Genomic DNA, 23,919 nt, shown 5'->3' on the forward strand with positions numbered 1-23,919 from the left:
TGCCATGACCCGCATCGATTCCTCTCCTCGCCCCGTCCGCCGCCGCCAACCCGGCGCCGGCGGACGGGCGGCCGCCATCTTCCTGGCGCCCTTCTTCACGCTGTTCGTGGCGACCATGCTGGCGCCCATTGCCTACGCGGTGTACTTGAGCTTCTTCGCCGAAAAGTCCTCCGGACTGGGCTTCGGCGGAACCCAGACCATCTTCGTGGGGCTGGGCAACTATGCCTCCGTGCTGGCCTCGGAAACCTTCACCGGCGGCCTGGTCCGCCTGGGCATGTACTGCCTGATGTACATTCCCGTCATGGTGGGCATGGCGCTGGCGCTGGCACTGCTGCTCGACGTCGCCGCCAATGGAGCGCGGAAGCTGTTCCAGCTGCTGCTCTTCCTGCCGCACGCCGTCCCGGGTGTCATCGCGGCGCTGATCTGGATCTACCTGTACACCCCCAGCATCAGCCCCATCGTGCAGGCGGCGGCCTCGGGTGGAATCGAAATCAACTTCTTCGACGCGCATCTGGTGCTGCCGGCCATCGTGAACGTATCCGTGTGGGAGTGGACCGGCTACAACGTCATTATCCTCTTCACGGCCCTGCAGGCGGTGCCGCGCGAGGTCATCGAGGCCGCCGTCATGGATGGTGCCTCCGGGCTGCGGACGGCGTTCAGCGTCAAGCTGCCGCTGATCTACCCGGCCCTGGGCGTGATCATGCTGTTCACCATCATCGGAACCCTGCAGCTGTTCACCGAACCCACCATGATGCACAACGCCACGGCGTCGGTGACGAGCACCTTTGTGCCCAATATGTGGGCCTACGATGCGGCGTTCAACCGGCACAACCTCAATGAGGCGGCGGCGTCGTCCATCATCATCGCCCTGCTCGCGGCCACGCTGTCGTTCGTCGTGACCAAAATGACTTCAAGGAGCAACAAGGGATGAGCACCGTTCTCGATCCGACGACGACGGCGGCCGCCCCCAGCGGCCGTGCCCTGCCGCCGTCGCCCCGTCCCCGGCGCCTGCCGCGGGCATCGACCATCTCGGTCAATGGGCTGCTGGTGGTGGGCTGCGCCTACATGGTGCTCCCGCTGCTGTGGCTGGTGTTTGCCTCCACCAAGAACCTGGAGGACCTGTACTCCACCTCCGCGATGGCGTTTGGCGAGATATCCCTGTTTGAGAACATCGGCGCGGTGTTCGCCGAGGGGAACGGTGTCTTTGGCCTGTGGATGCTCAACAGCATCCTCTATGCCGGCGTGGGCGCCGTCCTCGGTGCGCTGATCTCCGTGGCGGCCGGCTACGCCTTCGACAAGTTCTCCTTCCCCGGCAAGGAGAAGTGGTACTCGTTCGTCCTGCTGGGTGTGCTGGTGCCCAACACCGCCACCGTGCTGCCGCTGTACCTGCTGGCCTCCAACATTGGCATGACGAACAACATCTGGTCGGTGCTGATCCCGGCGCTGACCAACCCGTTCGGCGTCTACCTGGCCCGCGTCTACAGCCAGGCCTATGTGCCCGGCGAGGTGCTGGAGGCCGCCCGCGTGGATGGCGCCGGCCCCATCCGCAGCTTCTTCTCGTTGGGCCTGCCGATGATCATGCCGGGCTTTGTCACCATCGCGCTGTTCCAGTTTGTCGGCATTTGGAACAACTTCATGCTGCCGCTGGTGATGCTCTCCAATGAGAAGCTGTTCCCGGTCTCACTGGGCATCTTCTCCTGGAGCAGCCAGGCCTACGCCTTCCCACACTTCTACCCGATGGTGATCACCGGCTCCATGCTCTCGATCCTTCCGCTGCTGGTGGCCTTCATTATGCTGCAGCGCTTCTGGAAGTCCGGCCTGACCGCGGGAAGCGTGAAATGAGCCCGGTGCAGGAGCCGGCCCTGAAGGTGGCACTGGCCATGGGGTCCGACGTCGCGGCCCGCATCTTTCCGCCGTCGCGCCTGGCCGACCTGGGGCCGGGGCTGGAACTGTTGTCCACCGAGGTGCTGACCAGCTTTGACACGCCCCTGGCGGCGGAGTTGCTGCCCCAGGTCGACATCCTCCTGACCGGCTGGGGTGCGCCGCTGCTGACGGCGGAGGTCCTGGACCAGGCGCCGAAGCTGCGCTACGCTCTGCACGCCGCGGGGTCGGTCAAGGAACACATCACCGACGCCGTGTGGGAGCGCGGCATCCAGGTCACCACCGCCGCCGAGGCCAATTCCATTCCCGTGGCGGAATATACGCTGGCCATGATCCTGCTCGCCAACAAGCGCGTGCTGCAATTGGCGGACCATCTGCAGGCCACACGGGCCTGGGTGGAGCCGGAAAACCTGTTCCCGGCCATGGGCAACTTCGGCCAGACTGTGGGGCTCGTGGGGGCGTCCCGGATTGGCCGCCGCGTGATTGAGCTGCTGGCACCCTTCGATTTCTCCGTGGTGGTGTCCGATCCCTTCCTCTCCAACGAGGAGGCAGCCGGGCTGGGTGTGCGGCTGGTGGATCTGGAGGAGCTGGTGGCCATCTCCGACGTCGTCTCACTCCATGCGCCGGACCTGCCGGAGACCTTCCACCTGCTCAACGAGGAGCTGATCAACGCTCTGCGCCCCGGGGCAACGTTCATCAACACCTCCCGCGGCGCCTTGGTGGACCAGGAGGCACTGGCCCGCCGCGTTGGCCGGGGAGACCTGTTTGCGGTGCTGGACGTGACAACGCCGTGGCTGCTGGACCCCGGGCATCCGCTCTATGGGCACCCGAATGTGCTGCTGACGCCGCACATCGCGGGGTCGCTGGGCGTGGAGCTGGACCGCCTGGCCTCCTATGCCCTGGCCGAGGCACGGCGCGCAGCCGCCGGACAGCCGCTGCGCTACCCGGTGACGGCCGGCCAGCTGGCCCGCAGCGCCTAGCCGGCACGGTCTGTTCCGGGCCGACGACGGCGGTGCCACCCATGTACGCACACGGGTGGCACCGCCGTCGTCGTCGTTTGCCCTTTCACCCAACGCCGAACGAGCAGTTGGGGACAGTCTGCGCGGCGAACACTGTCCCCAACTGTTTGTTCGAGGACGGAAATTGGTGGGGAATCAGCGCTGCGCGGAACGGTCCGGCGCGGGGACCGGCGTCGCGGTCCGGAACCGCGCGGACCCGGCCCGGACGCCCAGCAGCACCACCGGGAAGAGCACAGCCAGGGCCATCATGTTCACCCAGAAGAAGCCGCCGGCGGCCAGAATCGGCCCGGCCAGGGCTGCCATCGCCGCGGCGCCGAAGTTCATCATCATGTCGTTGGCGCCCTGCAGCGGCACCCGGATCGCGGCCGGAGCGGACTGGCTCAGCAGCGACGATCCGCCGATCAGGCAGGCGGACCAGCCCAGCCCCAGGATGCCCAAAGCTGCCGAGAGCTGGACCGGGCCCGCCGTGTCCGAGCCCAGGGCGCCCAGCAGGATCGCCACCAGGAAGATGCCGCAGCCCAGAAGCACCACGGGCGCGGCGCCGATCTTGTCCACCAGGAAGCCGAATATGGGGCTTGCGGCATACATCCCCAGGATGTGCAGGCTGATGACGATGCCAATGATCTGCAGCGAATGCCCCTGGTGGTTCATGTGGACGGGCGTCATCACCATGACCCCCACCATGATCATGTGCCCGCCGGTGACGCCGGCCAGGGCGAAGAGCGAGTGCGGATTGCGTGCGGCGATCCGCAGCGCGGCCCAGGTGCCGTGCCTCCGCGAGGGCCGGGCAGCGTCGTCGTCCTTGCCCCTCTTGGCATCGTCCGCGGGGCCCTCGGAGCCGATCCGCGGGGCACCCAGGAAGAAGACGGTGATCACCAACGACGCCGTGGCGAAGGCCGCCAGCGAAAAGAGGAACGGCCCGGCGAGGGGCACCATACCGAGGATTTCGCCCAGCCGGCGTCCCGGTTCGGAGAGGTTGGGGCCGGCCACCGATCCGACGGTGGTGGCCCAGATGACGATGGACATGGCCCGTCCCGCCTTGTCGGCGGCCACGCCGTCCACCGCCGCATAGCGCGCCTGCAGTCCGGCCGCCGTCGCCGATCCAAAGAACAGCATGCCGGCGGCCATCATCCAGAACTGGCCCAACGTTGCGGCCAGCAGCACCAAGACGGCGCCCACTGCGCCGAGCGCAAAGCCCGTCCCCAGCGCTGCGCGGCGGCCCGAGCGCATCGCCAGCCGTGCCAAGGGAACTGCCACCAGTCCGGCGCCGAGCGTTGATGCGGTCTGGACAAAGCCGGACGCCGCGGCCGTGCCGGTCAGTTCCTCCGCAAGCATGCCGCCCACGGCAACACCGGAGGCAACCCCCACGCCGGAGAGCAATTGGCCGGCCACCAGCACCAGCTGGTTCCGTTTGGCGTTCGTCATGGGGTGAGGGTCCTTTCGCTGCCGCGCCCTGCTCGGGGGTGCTTGGCCCAAGGGTGCCGGCACGGACAATGTATTGCTTCGTATTGCTTCGTATTGCTTCCAACCTAGTCTGCCTCTGTCCGGGACAGCGGCAAACGCTGGTGGGAGGATGGGCCATGGGCACTTTTCGGTACACCACCAGGCTCCCGCACCCGCGCAGCGAGGTCTTCGAGTGGTTCCAGCGTCCGGGCGCGCTGATGCGGTTGAACCCGCCGTTTGGCGGCACTGTGCGGCAGGAACCGAGCCGTGGCATCGAGCCGGGCTCGACGGCGGTGCTGGGCATGGGGGCGCCGGGATCGGCGGGCATGTGGCTGGGCTCCAGTGCGGCGCTGGCCGCGCGCACCCTGGGCCTGCCGCCGCGGCTGCGCCCCGAGGTGCTGTGGCATGCGCGCCACACGGCGCTGGTTCCCGGCGAGAGCTTCACCGATGTCATGGCCTCCGGCCCGCTGGGAAGCTGGGAACACACCCATTCCTTCAGGGACGCGGGCCCGGACGGCACCGTCATGGAGGACAACGTCGAGTACCGGCTGCTGCCGGACGCACTGGCTGGATCCGCCGCCGCCTCCGTACGCCCGGCGCGGGCCGCCGTCGCCCTGGCCGAGGAACGCTTCGAGCGGGAGCTGCGGCGCTTCTTTGGCTACCGCAGCCGGACCCTGCGGGCGGATCTGGCATTCCACCACCGGCACGCCGGCCCGCCCCGGACGATTGCGGTGGCCGGGGCCTCGGGGTTGATCGGCCGGCAGCTGTGCGCCCTCTTGGGCGGCGGCGGGCACCGCGTCATCCGCCTGGTCCGCGGCCAGGTGCGCCACGCAGACGAGGTCTTCTGGGACCCGGAGACCGGCGCGCTGGACCCCGAGGACCTGCGCGGGTGCGACGTCGTCGTGAATCTGGCCGGGGCGACCATTGGCGGGCGGTTCACCGAGGCGAACAAGGAGCGGATCCGCCGCAGCCGGATCGACGGCACCACCCTGCTGGCCGAGGCGTTGGCGGGCTTGGCCGCCGACGGCGTGGCGCGGGCGCTGGTCTGCGGATCGGCCGTGGGCTACTACGGGGCCACGCCGCACGGGAAGCTGCGGAATCCGGCACTGCTCACGGAGGATGCACCCGCCGGCGACGACTTCCTGGCGGCCGTCTGCCGCGACTGGGAGGCGGCCTGCGAACCGGCAGCGCGGGCGGGGGTCCGCGTGGTGAATGTGCGCACCGGCCTGGTGCTCACGCCCGCCGGCGGGCTCCTGCAGCAGCTGCTGCCGCTGTACTTGGCCGGTGTAGGCGGACGGCTGGGCAGCGGGGAATGGCAGAGCTGGGTGAGCATCGACGACATCGCGGGGATCTTCGCCCACGCGGCCCTGGACGATTCGATGGCTGGCCCCTTCAACGGCGTCGGGCCCGAACCGGTGCGCGCGGCGGAATTCGCCAGCACGCTGGGGTCCGTGCTGCACCGCCCCGCGTCGGTGCCGGTCCCCGCCTTTGGGCCGCGGCTGCTGCTGGGCGCCGAGGGGGCGCACATCCTCGCCGGGGCCAGCCAGCGCGCGTCGTCGGCGGCCATTGAGGCCGCCGGCTACGATTTCCGGCACCGGACGCTGCCACAGGCTCTCCGCCACGTGCTCGGGCACTAGGGTGCGGGCGCGTCCCCGGCTGGCGACGCACCTCCCCGCTGGGGACGCAGTTCTGGACGCGTCCCCAGCGGGGAGATGCGTCCTGGGGTCCGCCGTCGACCACCCGGGACCTTAGACCAGCTGTTCCTTCTGGGTTTCGGGGGCCCAGAACACGGTGGCGAGCAGGCCGATCAGCAGCACGCCGGCCAGCCAGTACATGGAGCCGGAGACGCCCCACGCACTCAGGCTCAGCGGCAGAATGAACGTGCCCGCCGCGGCGGCGATGCGGCTCACGGCGTTCAACAGGCCCACGCCGGAGGCCCGCAGTGCCGTCGGGAACAGCTCCGGCGGGTAGACCTGGGTGATGTTGGAGCCGGCCGACATCACGAAGGTGTAGATGACAAAGGGGATCATCACGATCGCCGCGGGCAGCTCGTTCACCAGGCCCAGCACCAGCAGCGATGCGGCCAGGATGGCAAAGGTGGCGATGGTAAAGGTGCGGCGAGGCAGCTTCTGCACAAACCACAGGCCCACAATGCCGCCGGCCAGCAGGAACAGGTTGATGATCAGGTTCTGCAGATCGTAGTCGGTGACATGCAGCCCCTCCAGAATGGTCGGAACGAAGGTGTAGATGGCGAAGTACGGCAGCACCAGGGCGCTGTAGAAGATGGCGCCAAAGGCCGTCCGCTTGCGCATGCCCTTGCTGAACAGGGCGCGGTAGCGTGCGGAGTGGGACTCCACCTCGAACTCGCTGGGATCCAGCTCCACCTTGAGGAACTTCCGCACAATGGCGCGCGCCTCCTCGGTGCGGCCCTGGCTGATGAGCCAGCCGGGGGATTCGGGCGTGCCGATGCGCACGATCAGCACCAGCAGGGCCGGAATGGCGCCACTGGCCAGCAGCCAGCGCCAGGTGTCCGGGCCCAGATCAACCCAGGTGCCGATGACATTGGCCACCACATAGCCCACCGTCCACAGCACGGTGAGCGAGGCGAGCATGAAGCCGCGCTGTTTGCGCGGGGCGAATTCGGAGAGCAGGGTGGGGCCGACGGCGTAGTCGGCGCCGAGGCCGAAGCCGATCAGCAGGCGCAGCACAAACAGGGTTTCCACATTGGGTGCCCAGAACTGCGCCACCGAGGCGAGAACAATCAGGATGAAGTTCAGCGCGTAGACGCGCTGGCGCCCGATAATGTCGCTGACCCGGCCCAGCACCAGGCTGCCCAGGAAGAGCCCAATGAGTGCCGAGCTGGCCAGCATGCCCTCCCAGAATCCGCTGAGCCCCATCTGCGTGGTCAGCAGGGGCAGGACGGCGCCAATGATGCCCAGCGAGTAGCCGTCGGAGAAATTCGCCCCAAAGGTCATGGCCGTGATCTTCGCGTGGAAGCGGCCAAACGGGAGGGTGTCCAGCGTGGTGCCGGCGGGCTTTTCTGCCTGGGAGAGGGTCATGGGTGCCTTTGGGTCATGGTGCAGGTGGAGAAGACGTGCGCAGGGCGCAGGAGGTTCAGGTCTAGGACTCGATCGGTTGCTGCAGGAAGCCGACGGCGGCGGCCAGGTCGCCGCCGAGGGGCCTGTCGGCCAACGAGGCGTCGAAGAGGCCGCGCGCCTTCGCCAGGTACCGGCCCAGCTCCGTCCCGGATGGCGGTTCGGCGCCGGTGATGGACAGGGCCCGCACAGCGGCGTAGAGCTCGCAGCCCAGGGCCGTGGCGGCTGCCTCGAGGCAGCTGTGCAGCTGCTCCGCCGCCTGGGAGGCAAAGCTGGAGTGGTCCTCGAAGCCGCGGGAAATCACGGCGGCGCCGAGCGTGGCCGGCGCCGCGGCGTTGCGCAGCCGGGCCAGTGCCGCGGCGCAGTTGTACTCCAGCAGCATGATGCCGCTGCTGCCCGGCTCACCCACCGCCAGGAACGGAGCCTGGCCGGTCATGCCTGGATCGGAGAGGTTGTTCAGCCGCGCTCCGGAGAGCTGGGCGGTGCTGTAGATGGCCAGCTTGGTGTGGTCCAGGGCCAGCGCCAGCTCCACCAGATGGAAGTTCCCGTTGTGGAAGACGTCGCGTGCGGCGGGGCTGACCAGCGGATTCTCCGTGGAGGCGTTCAGCTCGATCTCCAGGACCTGGGTGAGCGCATCCAGGCTGCTGCGCAGGGCGCCGGCCACCTGGGCCAGGGTGCGGAAACCGAAGGAATCCTGCACGCGCCACTGGTGCTGGGCATAGCCGGTGAGCAGGTGCCGGATCTGCGCGGCGGCCCAGGCCTGGCCAGGCAGCGGACGGGCCAGATGCACCTCGTCGGCAAAGGGCTCAAGGGAGCCGTTGACGGCCATCAGGGAGCAGGCGCTGGCGTGCAGATAGTGCTCCAGCCACAGCTCGGCCTCGGCCAAAGCCAGTGCCGTGCTGGCGGCGGTGAGGGCGTTGGTGGAGATGAAGGGCAGGGCATCGCCGATGGCGGGCGTCCAGTACGAGCGCAGGGCACCGCTGGCCAGCGGCACCTCGCCCATCAGGCCCAGGGCGATCTCGGCGAAGGCGGACAGATCCGCCGTGCCGATGGCGCCGTGGCTGTGGACGCGCGGCAGATCGCCGTCGGCCAGACAACGCAGGAGGGCGTCGATGATGTCCGGATGGATGCCCGAGCCGCCCTTGAGCAGCTGGTTCATCCGCACGAGCATGGCAGCGCGGACCGCGGTGGACGGCAGCAGTGCTCCCGATCCGGTGGCATGGCTGCGCAGCAGGCGCAGATCCTGCGCGTTGCCGGCTTCGGCTCCGTCGACGGCGACACCGCGGTTGGCGCCCACGCCGGTGGTGCGGCCATAGACGGGGCGGTGGGCGGCGGTTTCGACGGCGGTTTGCCAGGCGCGGCGGACCTGCTCACGGGCGGCGGGATCCGCGTCGACGGCAGCCGGCTTGGCGGCAAGGGAGGCCAGCTGCGCTGCGCTGAGCCCTGTTCCCTTCAAGACTGTGTTGCTCAAGGTGCTGCCCATTCTGTGTCCGACCGTACGTTGTTGGCTTCCCAGTCCATCCCGGATTGGCCCGCGGGACAAGGTGACGCAGCCCACGGACGTCTGTGATGGCAGACATAGCGGCCAATCTGCAGCTTTCCGCCCTGATGCCGCCGGCTCCGCGTCAAGGGTCCAGGGGCATCGGGTGTCCGGGATTGGAGGCAGTGCCGCAGTTGATTCACAATCGATGGGATTGTGGCAGTCCACGGGCATAGCTGGTAGACAGTGCATGGGGACACGCCCGGGGATATGCTTTCCCTGGCCCCCTTTTTCACTCTGGGGCGGCGGCAGAATAGGTGGGGGAAATCGGTGCACAGCGACAATCGGGGACTCCCTGCGCCCAGCATCCGCATCTCGCTGCTTCCTGACATCGCCGAATCCGTCGAGCTGCTGTGCCGGCGCACCTCCCTTGACGCGACGGATCTGTTCACCACCGTGCTGCGGCTCTACGCTGCGGACAGCCGCGTGGGCGACGACATGGAACCGGGCTCGGGTGAATTTGCCGACGAGGTTGACGAGACCATCTTGACCCGGCCCGCCCGCAGCGGCGCGGACTGCGTGGCCAGCGGGCTCCCGCCGTCGTCGGCCGCTGCCTGCCACGACGCCGTCTGGGCCTACGACGTCAGCCGCTACAACCGCGGCATGGGGCCCTACCCCTTCCCGGGTCCGCTGGATGAAGCAGCCGTCTCGCTGCTCCTGGGTGCCGGATTGTCCGTGCTGCGCACCAGCGACGGCTACACCCGCGAGGTGCTGGATTCGCTGCGCAACGGCACCTCGCTGGTCGAGGCCAAGGAGGATGCCTGGCGGGAAATGGCCCCGCACCTGGCCGCCTACGCGCCGTCGGCCCTGAAGAAGAGTGCGCACTCGCAATATGTGGAGAAGCTGGCCCAGGATCCGCCGCTGATGGACGGCTGGCTGGCGCGCCTGACGCACGTGAACCATGAATTGTCCGCCGGCATTGCCCAGTGCGATGCGCTGATGACCCAGCTGGAGCGCGACAGCGAGTATCTGCACCTGCAGCTGGTGGCCGGCACCGTGGGGGCGTCGCAGCTGGACGCCACGGAATTGGCCGCCTTCGAGGCCGACGTCGCCCGCCGCACCGCCATCATGAACGGACTCCGCGGGGACATTGACGCCCTGATCCGTGAGCGCGCATTCAAGGGCGAGATCATCGACGGCGCCTATGGCCTCGCCGACAACGAGGACAACGATGCCGAGCAGCGCCGGCACTAGCGTCCCAGCCGGTTTCGAACACATGTGCCGCCGGGGAGTACGCGTGCGCATGTTCCCCGGCGGCAATCATGTTCATTTCTGGGGTTCGACGACGGCGCCGCTGTGTTTGCTGTCTAGCAGCGCGTTGATCCCGGCCAGGATTTCCTCGCCGGCCAGGGCGCCCGCGTGCTTGGTGATGCGCAGGTGCGGGGCCCGGTAGTCCGTGACGTTGAGCTCTCCATGGCGGGGGCGGAAGGCGGCCGTGGCACCGTGGAGCATGTCCTGGTCCAGCAGCGAGTCCCCGGCGGCGATGACATAGTCCGCGTTGGTGCGCCGGCGCACCTCCGCCAGGGCCGTGGCCTTGTTGATCGGCACCGGGATGCAGTAGAGCTTCCGGCCCTGGATGGACACCGTCCACCCGGCGGCGGTGCAGAAGGCCTCCAGTTCCGCAACGAATTCCTCCGGCATGGCCAGCCTGTCGATGATCGCGTAGACGAAGAGGTCCTCGGCCCGGCGAAGGCGCAGCACCCAGGGGGCAAAGTCCGCCCGGCCCAGAAAGGCCTCGACCTCGGCAAGCGGCTTGGATTCACGCTTCACGCGGGCCGCCATGTGGCCGTGCCAATGCGCATCCGTCTTGCCGCGGTGCAGGATGACTCCGCCATTGGTGGTGATCGCGAACTCCGACGGCGGCCCGGGCAGTTGCACGCGGGAGTACTGGGCCACGGTGCGCGTGGTCGCCGGAACAAATGTGGACGATGCCTTGATGGCGGTGATCAGCCGTTCCGATGCCACGGTCATGTAGGACTGCGGCGCGCCCTCGTACATTTCCACCACATTCAGGGACTTCGCCTGGTGCTCGGGGGCGGCCAGGGCCAGCGCCTTGCCGGAGAAGATGAGCGTCCTGTCAAGATCGCAGGCCACCAGCGGCAGCGGCGCAGCCGTCACTGGGCGTCCCCCGCGGTGACGGGAGCCGCGGTGACGGGAGCCGCGGTGACGGCGGCGGAGGCGGGTACGACGACGGCGGGTCCCGCCGGCGCGGGCGGCTCGGCGTCGTCGTCGGCACCGGCCAGGGGGCGGATCAGCCCCACGCAGCTGTACGGCAGCCCGGGAACCTCTTCCACCGGCACGCCGCGCTGTTGGGCCAGCAGCAGCACATGGCCCAGCTCGTCCAGGGCGTCCGGATTGGCCAATACCTTCCACGGGACCCGGCGCAGCAGCACCCGGGTGGTTTCACCCACGCCGGGCTTGACCAGGTTGATGTTGTCGATGCCGTAGCGGCGGCTGAGCGTTTCCACCGCCTCCCAGCCGGACCAGGTGGGCGCGCCGTCCATGGTCCGCGGTAGTGCCAGGGCCTCCGCCACATCGCCGCGGACGGCGCCAAAGTGGCTTTGGACGGCGGCCAGGAAGTCCATCGAGACATCGCTGCCGGCCAGTTCGGCGTAGAACTTGGCGCCGTGGAAATCGTTGGGCCCGATGTGGCGGGTGTTGAAGACCGTGCGCGACACCAGCCCCGAGACGGTGGAGTTGAGGCAGGCGGAGGGGATGAGGAAGTCGTCGCGCGTGCCGTAGATGTCCGCACAGTGCCCCGGGTCCGCCAGCACCGCCAGCTCGGAGCTGAAGCGGATCCCATCGCTCTGGGCAAAGCGGTCCAGGGCCGACGCCAGCTCGCGGGAGATGGCGCCCTTGCCGGTCCAGCCGTCCACAAAGATGATCTGCTCCGGGCGGTGGTGCGCGGCCAGATAGCGCAGCGCCGTCTCGTCCAGCCCCACCCCGCGGACGATGCTCATCGTGTAGTGCGGAATGTCCAGGCCGTGGATCTGCTGGGCCCAGCGGCGCATCAGAATGCCAACGGGCGTGCCGGCGCGGGCCAGCGAGACGAGCACCGGCTGGTTGATGCGGGCGGCCAGGCCCTGGCCGGTGACCACGCCGACGGCGGTGGCGATCCGCCTGGCCGACCGCTCCAGGGCGCTGGCGTAGAGCTGCTGGTACTCGGCGGTGGGGGTGTACTCCACGGGCAGGGACTCGGCGTAGTTGGCTGCCCCGGATTGGATGGCCGCTTCGCGCTCGGCGGTGGGGGCCTCCAGGGCGAGGCCGCCCAGGTCCTTGAGCAGCCAGCGGACATCCTGGGCCGGGTAGGAGCCAAAGTCCGGCCCCGTCAACGGGGTGGGAAGTCCGCTCGGAGCGGTGCTGGTGGTCATGGGGTGGGGGAATTCCGTTCAGCAGTGGCTGGGATGGACGCGGGCAGATGCACGACGACGACGTGGCGGCAGTGCGCGGCGAGGGCCTCGGTGAGGCTTCCGGCACCGTCTACGGTGGTTGGATCGGTGCCCGGCTCGGGCAGGACGAAAATGGTGTCGAAGCGACGCCCGGAGCCGGAGACGTTGTAGGCGAAGCGGATGCCCGGGCCGTCCTCCGTCACGTCATGGCTGGCAAATGTGGCGGCCGAGGCAATGGCGTAGTCCGCCCTGTCCAGCGGCACGATGGGGGAGCGCGTGGTGGTGGAGAAGTGCACGGGTTCCGCACCCGCGAAGCCGTCCAGGGCGTGGGCCACGGCCAGGGGCAGGTGGATGAACTCCTCGGTGCCCAGCACCAGCGTCCCGCCGGAGGCCGGGAGCTGCGGCGCCAGCTCGGCGGCAATCTGCGCGGCCACCGTATCGGCGGTCTGGCCGGCGGCCCGATCCCCACCGGGCTCCTTGCCGAACCTGCCGCTGCGCTGCGCGGGCACGGTGCCCTCATCCAGGGTGATGGTGGTGATGCGTGCAGGTTCCCGGACGGACGCAGTGGCCGGAGCAATAGACATCCCCGCGATCAGCACCTGCGCCCGCTCCAGAATGTCCGGGGCAAGGTCGATGGTGCCGCAGCCCAGCGCCACCACGGCGATGTCCGTCCCCAGCTCGGCGGCCAGCTGCTCAAAGCGGACGCGGTCCGCGTCGGTGCGCAGGTCGATGAGCGAGGCCACGATGTAGCGCCCATGCGGCACCAGGGAGTGCAGGGCACGGATGGTGTTGATGATGGTGGAACCGGTGCTCAGCTCGTCATCGACCAGCACCACCGGGCCGGCCTTTTCCAACCACTGCGGATCGGTGGGGAGCAGCCGGTGCGAGGTGGCGTGCGAGTGGCCCTCCTCGAACCCCGCGGAGGCGGTGGCCCCGGCCGGTGCGTGCCGCGTGGAGTGGAGATAGTACGAGCCGATGGACTCCGCCACCAGCGCCCCCAGCCCCGTGGCGGTCTCCGCATAGCCAATGGTGATGGCGCCGGGATGGTCCGTGGCGAGGCCGTCCAGGGCCGCCAGCAGCGCCCGGCCGCGGGAGCCGTCGTCGGCCTCCAGCAGGTGGCCAAGGTCGACGGCGGCGGCACGGGTTCCGGGGCGCTCGCGGCCGGCGATGGCATCGGCCACCAGCACGCCCAGCAGGCGGCCGGCCGCCATGGCCAGCGCGGGGCGGGTGGGCACATGCTTGGCCAGCACCCGGGAGACCAGCAGGTGGGCGCGCTTGGGGTTGCGGCGCAGGGCCAGCCCCACCAGATCCTCCACCGGCAGCAGGCTGCGGTCCGGATCGGTGTGGATGGCAACGCCCAGGGCACCCCGGACAAAGCCACCCGTCCAGACGGGTGCGTCGGCCGGCACGGCAGCATTCCTCACGCCATGCTCGCTTCCAGCAGATCCACGAATCCCACACCCTCCGCCGCCACGCCAAACGCCTTGGCACGCAGCAGCGTCTGCGCCGCCCAGGACTGGTGCGGCTTCATCTCATTCATTTTGTTGCCATAGGGCGAGGCCGCAGCACCGCCGCCGGTCTTGCCATGGATTTCCATGGCATCCAGGTACTCCTCATGGGTCACCACGGACATCGCATGCACCAGCGGAATGTGCGTGGGATGGATGATCGTCTTGCCCAGCAGGCCGTTGGCATGGTCCAGGCCGATCTCGCGCATCAAGCCGTCCAGATTGGCCAGCAGGATCCGCCCGCGCAGCTCCTCCTCGTCCGCCTCGGCGAAGGGGGTGGCGCGCAGCTGCGGGCGAAGCAGTCGCTCGCCGTTGGAGAAATGCTCCCAGACCGGGCCGGAAATGACGTAGCCATCCTCGGGGCGGCCCAGCACGTTGACGATGTCCGCGATGACGGCGGCCACCACCTTGACGTCGTAGATGGTCAGATCGCGCGAGCGGCGCAGGCCAAAGGCGCTGGACATGTCCGTGGCGCCGATCCGCACGGCCAGGATGTCCTCGCGGTTCTCGCGCAGAACCCGCCGGATGTTGGTCAGCGCCCGGGCCCGGGACTCCGTGTGGATGACGGCGGCGGACTCCAGAATGGGCATGATCCGCAGCCGGCGCCGGCCGTCCTCCCCGCCCTGGCCGCAGTCGCGGTGGATGCGGTGCAGGGCGTCCAGGAAGCGCTGGGCCGCGCCGGCCTCGTCGTCGAACTTGGGGATGACAAAACCGGCCAGCACATCCAGCGAGGATCCGGCGCGCCGGGCCAGGTCCTCCATCTGCTCGGGGGTGCGGACGCGGACGAACAGCAAAGGCCTGTCGTTGACGGTCGTGGAGGCATCCGGACCGGTGTCCCCGCGGTGCAGCTCGGCCAAGGTGGCCACCACGTTCTCCTCGGCGGCGGCCACCTCGTCGTCGGCAATGGAATCCTCCAGGCACAGCACCATAGAGGTGCAGCCGGCGGCGCCCTGCTTGTCGATGTCGCGCACCAGCGTGGGCCGGTTCCCCGGCGTGTACAGAGTGGCGCCCAGGGCCACGGCCAGCAGCGCCGGATCCGAGTCGAGGTGCAGTTCCTCGGGCTGGCGGTAGAAGAGCTGGCTGGACCGCTCCGGGCTGAGGTAGTTGAAGTGGCGCATGATGGCGCTCAGCCTCGTTCCCGCTGTGCTGCGACGTGGTGGGTCATGGTGAAGCCGAATTCGGCCCAGATTTCCTGGTCCGTCATGCGTTCGGGCAGGGGCTCGGCGCGCAGTTCCAGCAGCCCGCCGATCTGCAGCAGGGACAGGACAAACATCTGCCCGTTGGACGGCGCGGGCACGGTGAGGGTGGCGCCGTCGAAGATCCGCACACCCAGTGGGGCCGGGCCGCGGCCCATGAACAGGGCGCGGCGGAGCGTGCGGACGTGGCGCAGCGAGACCAAGGCATCCTGCTCCTGGAAGCCCACCAGCGGCCGGTTGCCCGCGGTCCGGGAGGGGGTTCCGGCAGCGTCGCCGCGCACCGTGGCCCCGCCGGTGGTCTTGTCCATGGTCTCCCAGGCGATCGCCCCGGCGCCCGTGACCAGCAGGGTGCCGATGGCGGACTGGCGCGCGTTGAGGCGGACCATGGGGGTGTGCTCGTCCAGCTGGCGGACGTCGTCGATGCCGGGGGCGGCAAAGAGCAGCCGGGTGGGCGAGGGTTTTGCGTGCGACGGCGGTGCGGTGCGGGTGGCCTGGTGCGACGACGGCGCGGGTGCCGCTTGGGAGCCGCCGCGCCCGCCGAGGACCAGGGAGCTGGAACCCGACCCCGAGCTCTGGGCGGTGGCCGTGGGGGCCGGGCGGGAGAGCGAGAGCCCGGCGCTGCCGGACGGAGCGGAGGATGCCGCCGGAGCGGACGGGGGGCGCGACAAGGACAGCCCGCCGCCCGACGGCGCTGCCGCCGTCGCCGTCCGTCCCAGGCTCAGCGATGCCGAGGCAGGCGCGGATACGGGCGCGGCAGCAGGCGCAGCAACAACAGGAGCCGCGGCGGCCGCGCCGGGCTTGATCCGCCGGCGCAGGTACGGCAGATCCGTCCGCGGCCGGGAAGAATTCGGGCCCACGGCTAGGTGTCGATCCGGAAGTCTTTGGCGACGCCGGCCAGGCCAGTGGAGTATCCCTGGCCCAGGGCGCGGAACTTCCAATCGTCCCGGTGGCGGTAGAGCTCGCCGAACATCATCGCCGTGATGTTGTCCGCGGCGCTGATGGGCACGTTGAAGCGCACCAGCTCGCGGTTCTCCGCCGTGGCCACCCGGATGTACGCCGAGCGCACGGAGGAAAACGTCCCGTTGCCGCGGGTGTCCGGGTCCACGTAGACGATGAAGGCGATCTTGGCGACGTCGGCGGGAACCAGTGACAGGTCCACGTCGATCTGCTCGGTGTCGTCGTCGCCGGCAAAGACCACCGAGCCGTCGGCGCTGGCAATCTGGTTGAAGAAGACCATGTGGTCGTTGGAGAGCGCGGCCCCGGAGGAATCGCAGAGCACGGCGAAGGGCACCAGCTCGGCCTGCGGGCCCAGGCTCGGGATGGTTTCCCAGCCCATGCCCACCAGCACCTTGGCCAGGCCCGGGTTTTCGGCGGTGAGCGCGGCGTTGGCGCCGGGTACAAGGTTTCCCATTATGGAGAGTCCAATCGAGGGGGCGTGCCAAGTTCCAGACCGGCGCCGGGGCCGGAGAACTTGTCCGCTAGGAAGCGGCCGTGGGTGGAGAGCTCGGCGATGGCGCCGATGCGGATCTGGTTCAGCAGGTCCGCGATGGTGGCCTCCAGTGTGGCCAGCTGTTCCACGAGCAGGGCCGTGGCGCGGGAGTCCGGGGTGCGGTCCGCCGGCGGAATGGCCAGGAAGGAGCGCAGCGGCGAGGGGATGTAGTCCGAGATGATGGCGCCCAGCAGCACGCGCTGCTCGGTGGAGGCGTTCTGCGCGGCGACGGCGGCAACCACCGTGCGGAGCAGGTCATCGATCTGGCGCAGCTGTGAGGACACCAGCGGCGGCAATTCGGCGCCCGCGCGCCGAATTGCCGTCCGCAGATTGTCCAGGGACGCAGCGGTCTGCGCGTCCTCGGATTCAACACCCTCCTGGTAGCTGGGCTCGACAATGCCCGCCGCCGGGGCACCCTTGAACAGGGAGCCAACAAACTTGCGGATCACTATGCTGCCGCCACTACTTTCGCGTCGTTGATTCTGTTGTTAAAGCTGGAACTGCCAGCAGGAACTGCTAGTCCTGCGAGCCCTGGCGGGACCGCTCCAGGTACGGCTTGGCCTTCTCCAGCCCGGCCTCTAGAGCGTGCACTGTGCCTTCCATGTTCTTCGCCGCTGTGGCGCGGAAGGTGTCGATGGCATCCATGGTCGCAAAGACGTTGTCGAAGGCCTTCTGCAGGGTCTCGACGCTGACGCCGGAGTTGGACGCCTGCTCGTGGATGCGGACGGTCTGGTCCTTGAGCATCTCCGAGGTCTTCAGAATCATGTTGTTCGTGGTGGTGTTGATGGCATCGATCTGGTCCAGCACCATCTTCTGGTTCGCCAGCGCCTGGGCCACGATGACGGCGGTCCGCAGCGCGGCAATCGTCGTCGTCCGGGCCCTGTCGACACCCTTGATCAGTTCCAGGTTGTTCTTGCGGATCAGGTCCATGGCCAGGTAGCCCTGCACCGAGACGGCCAGCTGGGTCAGGATGTCCTGGTGGCGCTGGCGGATGGGGAAGAGCACGTCCGCCTCAAGCTTCTGCGCCTCCTCGATCTGGCCGGAGGCGCGCTTGGCATCGATCTTCTCGACGCAGGCGGCATCCAGGGCCTTGGCGAAGACGGCGTACTCGCTCAGCGTCTGCATGGTCTCCCAGAGCTGCACCTTCTCGCCCGCCAGGGTGGCGTTGTCCTTGAGCAGCTCGTCCTGGCCGGCCATCAGGGACTTGATGATCTTGTCCAGCTGGGTCTGCGCCGACTCGTACTTCTGGAAGTACTTGGCCAGCTTGTTCCCGCCCGGAATGAAGCCCAGGATCTTCCGCCCCACGCCCAGATCGGCGTTGTTCGGCGTCAGGTCCTCCACAGTGGAGCGCAGATCGCCCAGCGTAGTGGCCACGGACACCTGCGCACTGTTGCCAGTCTTCTTGGCACCGGCCACCGACGTCGACGAGCGCTCCAGCATGCGGCTGGAGAACCCGCTGGAGGAGGTGATCTCCGCCCCGGCCAGCTTGGAGATCCCCTCCACCTTGGTGGTGAACTCCGGGCTGCGCGGATCGATGTTGGCAATCTCCGAGACAAACTCCCGTGCCTGCTGGCTGATCTCCACCTGGCGGTCGGCCGGAACCGGCACCATGCCCGGGGCGTTGTCCGGCTCCACAATGGCCGGCGCATCGGGGGCGCGCAGCACCAGGGCCGCTTCGTTGGTGTCGGGCGGGGTAAGGGGCATGCTCATCGTGGTGCCAGTCTCTCCGTGGTGGGTCAGCTGTGGGAAAAGGGTGGTGGCTTAGCCGAAGACGACGCCGAAGTCGCCGGCAATGCCGGCCAGCCCCGTTGCGTAGCCCTGGCCAACGGCCTTGAACTTCCAGTCGGCACCGTTGCGGTAGACCTCGGCGAAGACCATGGAGGTCTCCGGCGCGGCGTCTTCGCTGAGGTCGAAGCGCACAATCTCCGTGTCGGTGGCCTGGTTGACCACGCGGCAGTAGGCCGAGCGGACCTGGCCGAAGTTCTGGCGGCGCTCGTCGGCCTTGTCGATCGAGACGGCAATGACCACGCGCTCGACGTCGGCGGCAACCTTGGTCAGATCGATCAGGATCTGCTCGTCGTCGCCGGCACCTTCGCCGGAGCGGTTGTCACCCAGGTGGGAGACGGAGCCGTCGGCAGCGGTGGGCTGGTTGTAGAAGATGAAGTCGGCGGAGGAGCGGACCTTGCCGGTGGCGCTGATCAGCAGCGCCGAGGCATCCAGGTCAAAGGGCTCGCCGCTGGTGGTGCGCGGGTCCCAGCCCAGGCCAACCAGTGCCTTCTGCAGGCCCGGATCGGTCTTCGTCAGGGAGAGGTTGTTGCCTTTTGCAAGTGTCAGTCCAGCCATGGAAGCGGTCCTTTGTCGGTGCGGGGCTGCTGTGCAGCCTCAGTGGAGTGGGTGGTGGTGGCTGCCGCCGCGCTGTGCGGCGGCAGCCACCGGTGGTGCGTGGGGTTCTGCCTAGTCCAGGGTGATGCCGTAGTCGGTGACCAGCCCGTACAGGCCGGCGGCGTAGCCCTGGCCCACGGCCCGGAACTTCCACTCACCGTTGTGGCGGTAGATCTCGCAGAAGATCATTGTGGTCTCGGCCGCAGCGTCCTCGCTGAGGTCGTAGCGGACCACCTCGGTGTCGGTTTCCTGGTTGACCACGCGGCAGTAGGCGTCGCGGACCTGGCCGAAGTTCTGCCGGCGGGTGTCGCCCTGGTCGATGGAGACCACGATGACCACGCGCTCAACGTCGGCGGCCACGAGGTCCAGATCAACCAGGATCTGCTCGTCGTCGCCCTCGCCCAGACCGGTGCGGTTGTCGCCCTGGTGGACCACGGAACCGTCCTTGGCCGCGAGCTGGTTGTAGAAAATGAAATCGTCCTGCGAACGGACTTTGCCATTGGCGCCAATCAGCAGGGCGGAGGCATCCAGATCGAAGGCGTCCCCGCTGGTGGAACGGGGATCCCACCCGAGGCCCACCAGAGCGCGGCGCAGACCGGGGTCTGCCTTGGTCAACGAGAGGTTGCTGCCCTTGCTGAGGGTCAAAGAAGCCATTCGACTACCTTTCCTTTGCTACTACTGTCGAAACGTTGGAGCTGAGCTTAAAGTGCCGCCGCTGCGTGGGGCACCAGGTCCCCGGCGGTGCGGCCGGTGGCGCGGTCGCCGATGGCCTTGAAGGACCAGCCGGTGCCGGTGCGGGACACCTTGGCCATGATCATGGCGGTGTGGGTGCCGGCGTCGGTGAGCTGGTAGCGGGCCACCTCGGGGGTGCCGGCGGTGGACTCATCGACCAGGCGGCAGAAGGCGTTCTGCACCAGATCGAAAGTCTGGCCGCTGTAGCTGGAGATGATGAAGACGATCTGCGACACGGCGGGGGACACCCGGCTGAGGTCCACCAGGATGGACTCGTCATCGCCGTCGCCGGCGCCGGTGAGATTGTCACCGGTGTGCTGCGTGGAGCCGTCCTTGCTGGCCAGCTGGTTGAAGTAGACCACGTCCACTGCCTTGCCGGAGGCGTCAAAGAAGATGGCAGAGGCATCCAGATCGATCTCGGCCGGCTTCTTCAGGCCGCCAAAGAGGCCGCGCTTGACGGGCGCTGCGGAGTCCCAGCCCAGGCCCAAACGCACCCGGGTGAAGGGGGCGCCGTCGTTCTTGGCGAGCGAGAGCGTCTGGCCCTTTTGCAGTGACAATCCCATGGAATTACCGTCCTTGATTGATGTAGAGGGGTTTCAGGTGGAACGAGTGGTGCTTGCTTCAAGTTCCTTGCCGGCCGCGATCCGCTTGTTGCGGGCGACGGAGGAGATGAACGCGGCGCCGATGAAGAGGACGCCGATGAGGCCCGTGATGACCTCGTTGATCTCGATGCTGATGGTCAGCAGCAGGATGGTGGCCAGGGCGCCAATGGCCCAGTGCGCGCCGTGGTCCAGGTACTCGAACTCATCCAGGGTGCCCTGGCGGACCAGGTAGACGGTGAGCGAGCGGACGAAGATGGCGCCGATCAGGCCCAGTCCCAGGGCGATGATGATCGGGTCCGAGGTGATCGCGAAGGCGCCGATGACGCCGTCGAACGAGAACGACGCGTCGATGACCTCGAGGTAGAGGAACAGCATGAAGGCCGCTTTGCCCACGGCCTTCCCGACCCCGGTGGTCCCGGTGGTCGAGCTTGTCGAGACCCGCGAGACCCGCTTGGCGATCGCACCGGCGTCGTCCGCGTCGGTGTCGCCGTCGTGGTCCACATCGAACAGATCGCCCAGGCCCTTGACCAGGAAGTAGGTGACCAGGCCGAGGATGCCGGCAAAGAGGATCTGCGTTTCCTTGCCATCGGCGGCCAGCTGCGCGGAGGCCACCAGCACCAGCAGACCGATCACCATGGAGGCCCCGTTGAGCCGGCCCATGAAGGCCAGCGGCCGCTCCAGCACCGAGATCCAGCGCAGCTCGCGGTCCTCGAACATGAAGTCCAGGAAGATCATCAACAGGAAGATGCCACCAAACGCGGCGATCTGCGGGTGGGCCTCGTGCAGCAGGTAGGCGTAGCTGCCCTCCGTGTGGATGTCGCCCTTTTGCAGGGCAAGGTCAATGGCCTGGATGGGGTTCAGGTTGGCCGTGACGCCCACGATCAGCAGCGGGAACAGGACGCGCATGCCGACGACGGCGATCAGGATGCCGACGGTGAGGAAGATTTTCTGCCAGAAGGCGCTCATCTTTTCCAGAATGCGGGCGTTGACCACGGCATTGTCGAAGCTCAGGCTGACTTCCAGAATGCCCAGAATCGCGCAGAGGATGAGGGCGTTCAGGCCGCCGTAGAGGAACGCCACAACCAGGGCCACGGCGGAGATGCCGAATGACCAGCCAAATGTTTTGATGAACACGCTGAGACAACCCCTTCCCAAGTCCGGGCCGCGGCATCGTGGGACACGGCAGAACTTGTACCTGTCCCAGGAAGAATCCCCCAAGATCTCACTACATTATCTATGCAGCCGGTATTGCCATCCTAATCATCACGGGGGACATACGGGGCGCGTGGGGGCGGTGGCTATGTACTCTGTCGACAAGTAGTTCACGTGCAACTGCAATGAGGTGGGGGATCGCCATGATTGAAAATGCTTTGTTGGACGCCAAGGCCCAGCAGCGGGCTCAGGCACTGACTGCATGGGCCGCCGATGCCGCCGGCCGCGGGCACGCCGTGCCGGTGGAGTCGGACCTGATCGCCATTGCCGTGGGGCGCACAGTGGATATCGCCACCCCGGACCGGTCGCTGGTGGATGCCTGGTCGGCCACGTTGAAGTGGATTCTCTCGCAGGCGGCCTTTGGCGTGGTGGATCCGCATGTGCACCTGCCCGAGGAGCTCTCGGCACCGGTGGGGCGGGTTTCCATGGCGGTGGTGGCTGAGGTCGTTCCTGATCCGGCCGCCGAACCGGAGGCCGTCGTCGTCGTTCCTCCGACCGCGAAGAAGGCCCCCGCCGAGCCGGCCGCGGACAAGTCCTCGGCCAGGGCAAAGGGGACCAAGTGGGAGGCCGACGCGCGTGAGCAGGTTGAGTCCGCCGTCCGCCGCTTTGCCAAGCCGCTGGCAGATCTGCTGGCCCGTGACGCCAATGAGGGCGACACCCGCCTGCTCATCACCGACATGCTGTGCGAGGGGTTGGGCTACGACAAGTTCCGCGACCTCACCACCGAATACATGGTCCGGCAGGACTTTGCCGACTACGGCGTGCGGATCGACAAGCAGCTGGTGGCGTTCATTGAGGTCAAGCGCGTCAGCCAGAAACTCAACGAACGCCACCTGCGCCAGGTGCAGATGTACGCCGTCAACGAGGGTGTCGAGTGGATGATCCTGACCAACGGCGTGGTCTGGCAGGCGTACCACCTCACCGGCGGGCTGCCGGTGTTGGTGAACCTCGCCTTTGAAATCAATCTGCTGGGCGCGGAATCCGTCCAGGAGAAGGCCAATGCCCTGTTCAACCTGCACCGGGAGGCACTGAAGCGCCGCCGCATCGACGAGCTGTGGAAGCACCGCGCGGCTACCGAGCCCGCTGCGCTGCTGGACGTGATCCTCTCCGAGCAGATGATGGATGAGATGCGTCGGGAGATCAAGCGCCGGACCGGGATTACCACCACCATTGAGGCCATCGAGGAAGTCATTCGAACCGAGATTGTGGACCCCAAACTCATGGCGAAACTGTACAAGTCCTAGCTGCTTCTTGAGTTCACAGACAAGCCGTCCCAGCATTCACCATTCGTGCCCCTTGGCAAATGTTGACCGTAACAGTGCGGGCGCCGCGGCGTTGCTAGCCTTGCGTGGTCGCACGAGCGGCAGACAAACTTTCCAGGGGGAAATCCAGTGAAGAACATCCAATCGACTGCACAGGGTCCGCATCGGAAACTTGCCGCAGCAGCCGTAGTTGTTGGGCTTGCGCTTCTTGTTGGCGGATGTGGCGCCAAAGGTGCAACCGACCCTTCTGCCGCTGGTGCCACGTCGGATCGCACGGCGCAGACATCGTCGGCGACCCCCTCGGCCGCGAGTTCTCCTTCGGCAACCAGCCTGGCCCTGACCAAATGTGCCACACCGGAGGCCTCCAAGACCCAACAGGGAACCGAGTTCATCTGCACCGTGGGGGTCGACGGCACCGTCCTGTGGATGGACAGGGCATCTTCGGTCAAGGTGGTGGCCGCAAAGAAGGCCGCTGACGACAAGGCCGCGGCGGAGCAGGCCGCCGCCGCTCAAGCCGCAGCTGACAAGGCTGCCGCCGACCAAGCTGCGGCTCAGGCGGCCGCCGCACAGGCGGCCGCCGCACAGGCGGCCGCTGCAGCCCAAGCCGCCGCCGACAAGGCCGCGGCAGAACAAGCTGCAAAGTATGTGCAGGCACCTCCGGCCGCCGTGTACTACAAGAATTGCACTGCAGCCCGGGCCGCGGGTGCGGCACCTGTCTACCGAGGGCAGCCCGGTTATGCAGCGCACCTAGACCGCGACAACGACGGCATCGGCTGCGAATAATAGGCACGTTCAGAGGCGGCGGCCAGGAAGGATTCCTGACCGCCGCCTCTGTTTATTTCTGGGTTTATTACTGGCCTATTTCCGGCCCTTGATGGCTCCGTAGGCTCCGGCCACGACAGCGCCGCCAATGAGGGCCAGGACCCAGGTGCGAATGTCGAAGAAGTCACCCAATCCCGTGCGGAAGACCAGCGAGCCGATCCAGCCGCCCACGATCGCGCCGACCACGCCCAGGACCAGGCTGGTTCCCCAGCCACCTCCCACGCGGCCTGGCATCACGTTCTTGATGATGGCGCCAACGATGAGTCCAAGAATAATGAATCCGAGAATTCCCATTTTGTGCTCCTTCGGTTGATGGCTTGTGCCGTTGGTTCAGCACGAATCACGTC

At 67.8% G+C, this 23,919-nt stretch carries 23 protein-coding genes; 7 read left to right on the plus strand and 16 right to left on the minus strand.

What is annotated here, in order from left to right:
• Positions 1-4: 4 nt before the first annotated feature.
• From K254_RS0117290 to K254_RS0117300, 3 genes are read left to right on the plus strand one after another with little or no spacing between them, the layout of a single operon-like run.
• Complete coding sequence (locus tag K254_RS0117290; RefSeq protein ID WP_051389333.1) at positions 5-931, plus strand: carbohydrate ABC transporter permease; 927 nt, start codon at positions 5-7, stop codon at positions 929-931.
• Positions 928-1,842 (plus strand): carbohydrate ABC transporter permease, encoded by a 915-nt coding sequence (locus tag K254_RS0117295; protein ID WP_026556424.1) that lies wholly within the window; start codon positions 928-930, stop codon positions 1,840-1,842. The genes K254_RS0117290 and K254_RS0117295 overlap by 4 nt, the downstream gene beginning before the upstream one ends.
• Positions 1,839-2,861, plus strand: a complete 1,023-nt coding sequence (locus K254_RS0117300; RefSeq protein ID WP_026556425.1) for a hydroxyacid dehydrogenase — start codon at positions 1,839-1,841, stop codon at positions 2,859-2,861. The genes K254_RS0117295 and K254_RS0117300 overlap by 4 nt, the downstream gene beginning before the upstream one ends.
• Before the next feature lie 174 nt (positions 2,862-3,035).
• On the opposite strand, the gene K254_RS0117305 is transcribed toward K254_RS0117300, so the two are convergent.
• On the minus strand, positions 3,036-4,325 hold the full coding sequence (locus K254_RS0117305) for an MFS transporter (protein ID WP_026556426.1): 1,290 nt from the start codon (positions 4,323-4,325) through the stop codon (positions 3,036-3,038).
• 155 nt (positions 4,326-4,480) lie between these two features.
• Here K254_RS0117305 and K254_RS0117310 point away from each other — a divergent pair, with 155 nt between their 5' ends.
• Positions 4,481-5,980 (plus strand): TIGR01777 family oxidoreductase, encoded by a 1,500-nt coding sequence (locus K254_RS0117310; RefSeq protein ID WP_026556427.1) that lies wholly within the window; start codon positions 4,481-4,483, stop codon positions 5,978-5,980.
• A gap of 111 nt (positions 5,981-6,091) precedes the next feature.
• Here the strand turns inward: K254_RS0117310 and K254_RS0117315 are convergent, their stop codons facing one another.
• Together K254_RS0117315 and K254_RS0117320 are read right to left on the minus strand one after the other, a co-directional pair.
• Complete coding sequence (locus K254_RS0117315) at positions 6,092-7,402, minus strand: MFS transporter (protein WP_026556428.1); 1,311 nt, start codon at positions 7,400-7,402, stop codon at positions 6,092-6,094.
• Positions 7,403-7,463: 61 nt separating this feature from the next.
• On the minus strand, positions 7,464-8,909 hold the full coding sequence (locus K254_RS0117320) for an aromatic amino acid ammonia-lyase (protein ID WP_196810997.1): 1,446 nt from the start codon (positions 8,907-8,909) through the stop codon (positions 7,464-7,466).
• Positions 8,910-9,248: 339 nt separating this feature from the next.
• Between K254_RS0117320 and K254_RS0117325 the strand changes: the two genes are divergently transcribed.
• Entirely contained in the window at positions 9,249-10,172 is a 924-nt protein-coding gene (locus K254_RS0117325) for a hypothetical protein (protein WP_026556430.1), read from the plus strand.
• Between the two features lie 72 nt (positions 10,173-10,244).
• Here the strand turns inward: K254_RS0117325 and K254_RS23865 are convergent, their stop codons facing one another.
• The 12 genes from K254_RS23865 to K254_RS0117380 form a co-directional block, all read right to left on the minus strand.
• Positions 10,245-11,096: an HAD family hydrolase gene (locus K254_RS23865; protein ID WP_196810998.1), complete on the minus strand. Its 852-nt coding sequence runs from the start codon at positions 11,094-11,096 to the stop codon at positions 10,245-10,247.
• Positions 11,093-12,349 carry a cysteine protease StiP family protein gene (locus K254_RS26020; protein ID WP_196810999.1) on the minus strand — a complete coding sequence of 419 codons (1,257 nt, stop codon included), beginning with the start codon at positions 12,347-12,349 and terminating at the stop codon, positions 11,093-11,095. The genes K254_RS23865 and K254_RS26020 overlap by 4 nt, the downstream gene beginning before the upstream one ends.
• A complete protein-coding gene (locus K254_RS26025; RefSeq protein ID WP_196811000.1) occupies positions 12,346-13,776 on the minus strand; it encodes a phosphoribosyltransferase domain-containing protein in 1,431 nt (476 codons plus the stop codon). The genes K254_RS26020 and K254_RS26025 overlap by 4 nt, the downstream gene beginning before the upstream one ends.
• Positions 13,777-13,787: 11 nt before the next feature.
• A complete protein-coding gene (locus tag K254_RS0117340) occupies positions 13,788-14,993 on the minus strand; it encodes an HpcH/HpaI aldolase/citrate lyase family protein (RefSeq protein WP_026556431.1) in 1,206 nt (401 codons plus the stop codon).
• 8 nt (positions 14,994-15,001) lie between these two features.
• Positions 15,002-15,928: a hypothetical protein gene (locus tag K254_RS24955; RefSeq protein WP_155848611.1), complete on the minus strand. Its 927-nt coding sequence runs from the start codon at positions 15,926-15,928 to the stop codon at positions 15,002-15,004.
• A 2-nt stretch (positions 15,929-15,930) separates the two neighbouring features.
• Positions 15,931-16,482 carry a TerD family protein gene (locus K254_RS0117350; protein ID WP_026556433.1) on the minus strand — a complete coding sequence of 184 codons (552 nt, stop codon included), beginning with the start codon at positions 16,480-16,482 and terminating at the stop codon, positions 15,931-15,933.
• Positions 16,482-17,009, minus strand: a complete 528-nt coding sequence (locus K254_RS0117355; RefSeq protein WP_026556434.1) for a hypothetical protein — start codon at positions 17,007-17,009, stop codon at positions 16,482-16,484. The genes K254_RS0117350 and K254_RS0117355 overlap by 1 nt, the downstream gene beginning before the upstream one ends.
• 67 nt (positions 17,010-17,076) lie before the next feature.
• On the minus strand, positions 17,077-18,270 hold the full coding sequence (locus K254_RS0117360; protein ID WP_026556435.1) for a toxic anion resistance protein: 1,194 nt from the start codon (positions 18,268-18,270) through the stop codon (positions 17,077-17,079).
• Positions 18,271-18,321: 51 nt separating this feature from the next.
• Positions 18,322-18,903 carry a TerD family protein gene (locus K254_RS0117365; protein WP_026556436.1) on the minus strand — a complete coding sequence of 194 codons (582 nt, stop codon included), beginning with the start codon at positions 18,901-18,903 and terminating at the stop codon, positions 18,322-18,324.
• A gap of 111 nt (positions 18,904-19,014) precedes the next feature.
• Entirely contained in the window at positions 19,015-19,596 is a 582-nt protein-coding gene (locus tag K254_RS0117370) for a TerD family protein (protein ID WP_026556437.1), read from the minus strand.
• A 47-nt stretch (positions 19,597-19,643) separates the two neighbouring features.
• A complete protein-coding gene (locus K254_RS0117375; protein ID WP_026556438.1) occupies positions 19,644-20,237 on the minus strand; it encodes a TerD family protein in 594 nt (197 codons plus the stop codon).
• Positions 20,238-20,270: 33 nt separating this feature from the next.
• Positions 20,271-21,410 carry a DUF475 domain-containing protein gene (locus tag K254_RS0117380; RefSeq protein WP_026556439.1) on the minus strand — a complete coding sequence of 380 codons (1,140 nt, stop codon included), beginning with the start codon at positions 21,408-21,410 and terminating at the stop codon, positions 20,271-20,273.
• A 221-nt stretch (positions 21,411-21,631) separates the two neighbouring features.
• Here K254_RS0117380 and K254_RS24960 point away from each other — a divergent pair, with 221 nt between their 5' ends.
• Together K254_RS24960 and K254_RS26235 are read left to right on the plus strand one after the other, a co-directional pair.
• Positions 21,632-22,732 (plus strand): type I restriction enzyme HsdR N-terminal domain-containing protein, encoded by a 1,101-nt coding sequence (locus K254_RS24960; RefSeq protein WP_051389334.1) that lies wholly within the window; start codon positions 21,632-21,634, stop codon positions 22,730-22,732.
• A 444-nt stretch (positions 22,733-23,176) separates the two neighbouring features.
• Positions 23,177-23,533 carry an excalibur calcium-binding domain-containing protein gene (locus tag K254_RS26235; protein ID WP_081710334.1) on the plus strand — a complete coding sequence of 119 codons (357 nt, stop codon included), beginning with the start codon at positions 23,177-23,179 and terminating at the stop codon, positions 23,531-23,533.
• A gap of 75 nt (positions 23,534-23,608) precedes the next feature.
• On the opposite strand, the gene K254_RS0117395 is transcribed toward K254_RS26235, so the two are convergent.
• The gene (locus K254_RS0117395) at positions 23,609-23,866 is read right to left on the minus strand and encodes a GlsB/YeaQ/YmgE family stress response membrane protein (protein WP_026556441.1); all 258 of its coding nucleotides are present in this window, start codon (positions 23,864-23,866) and stop codon (positions 23,609-23,611) included.
• Between the last annotated feature and the right edge of the window lie 53 nt (positions 23,867-23,919).

This window comes from Arthrobacter sp. 35W, assembly GCF_000482545.1.
Lineage (GTDB): Bacteria > Actinomycetota > Actinomycetes > Actinomycetales > Micrococcaceae > Specibacter.

Excerpts from the sequence above, each read along its gene's own strand:
- K254_RS0117290 (WP_051389333.1), top strand. The coding sequence starts at position 5 with ATGACCCGCATCGATTCCTCTCCTCGCCCCGTCCGCCGCCGCCAACCC.
- K254_RS0117295 (WP_026556424.1), top strand. The coding sequence starts at position 928 with ATGAGCACCGTTCTCGATCCGACGACGACGGCGGCCGCCCCCAGCGGC.
- K254_RS0117300 (WP_026556425.1), top strand. The coding sequence starts at position 1,839 with ATGAGCCCGGTGCAGGAGCCGGCCCTGAAGGTGGCACTGGCCATGGGG.
- K254_RS0117305 (WP_026556426.1), bottom strand. The coding sequence starts at position 4,325 with ATGACGAACGCCAAACGGAACCAGCTGGTGCTGGTGGCCGGCCAATTG.
- K254_RS0117310 (WP_026556427.1), top strand. The coding sequence starts at position 4,481 with ATGGGCACTTTTCGGTACACCACCAGGCTCCCGCACCCGCGCAGCGAG.
- K254_RS0117315 (WP_026556428.1), bottom strand. The coding sequence starts at position 7,402 with ATGACCCTCTCCCAGGCAGAAAAGCCCGCCGGCACCACGCTGGACACC.
- K254_RS26020 (WP_196810999.1), bottom strand. The coding sequence starts at position 12,349 with ATGACCACCAGCACCGCTCCGAGCGGACTTCCCACCCCGTTGACGGGG.
- K254_RS0117340 (WP_026556431.1), bottom strand. The coding sequence starts at position 14,993 with ATGCGCCACTTCAACTACCTCAGCCCGGAGCGGTCCAGCCAGCTCTTC.
- K254_RS0117350 (WP_026556433.1), bottom strand. The coding sequence starts at position 16,482 with ATGGGAAACCTTGTACCCGGCGCCAACGCCGCGCTCACCGCCGAAAAC.
- K254_RS0117360 (WP_026556435.1), bottom strand. The coding sequence starts at position 18,270 with ATGAGCATGCCCCTTACCCCGCCCGACACCAACGAAGCGGCCCTGGTG.
- K254_RS0117365 (WP_026556436.1), bottom strand. The coding sequence starts at position 18,903 with ATGGCTGGACTGACACTTGCAAAAGGCAACAACCTCTCCCTGACGAAG.
- K254_RS0117370 (WP_026556437.1), bottom strand. The coding sequence starts at position 19,596 with ATGGCTTCTTTGACCCTCAGCAAGGGCAGCAACCTCTCGTTGACCAAG.
- K254_RS0117375 (WP_026556438.1), bottom strand. The coding sequence starts at position 20,237 with ATGGGATTGTCACTGCAAAAGGGCCAGACGCTCTCGCTCGCCAAGAAC.
- K254_RS24960 (WP_051389334.1), top strand. The coding sequence starts at position 21,632 with ATGATTGAAAATGCTTTGTTGGACGCCAAGGCCCAGCAGCGGGCTCAG.
- K254_RS26235 (WP_081710334.1), top strand. The coding sequence starts at position 23,177 with ATGGACAGGGCATCTTCGGTCAAGGTGGTGGCCGCAAAGAAGGCCGCT.
- K254_RS0117395 (WP_026556441.1), bottom strand. The coding sequence starts at position 23,866 with ATGGGAATTCTCGGATTCATTATTCTTGGACTCATCGTTGGCGCCATC.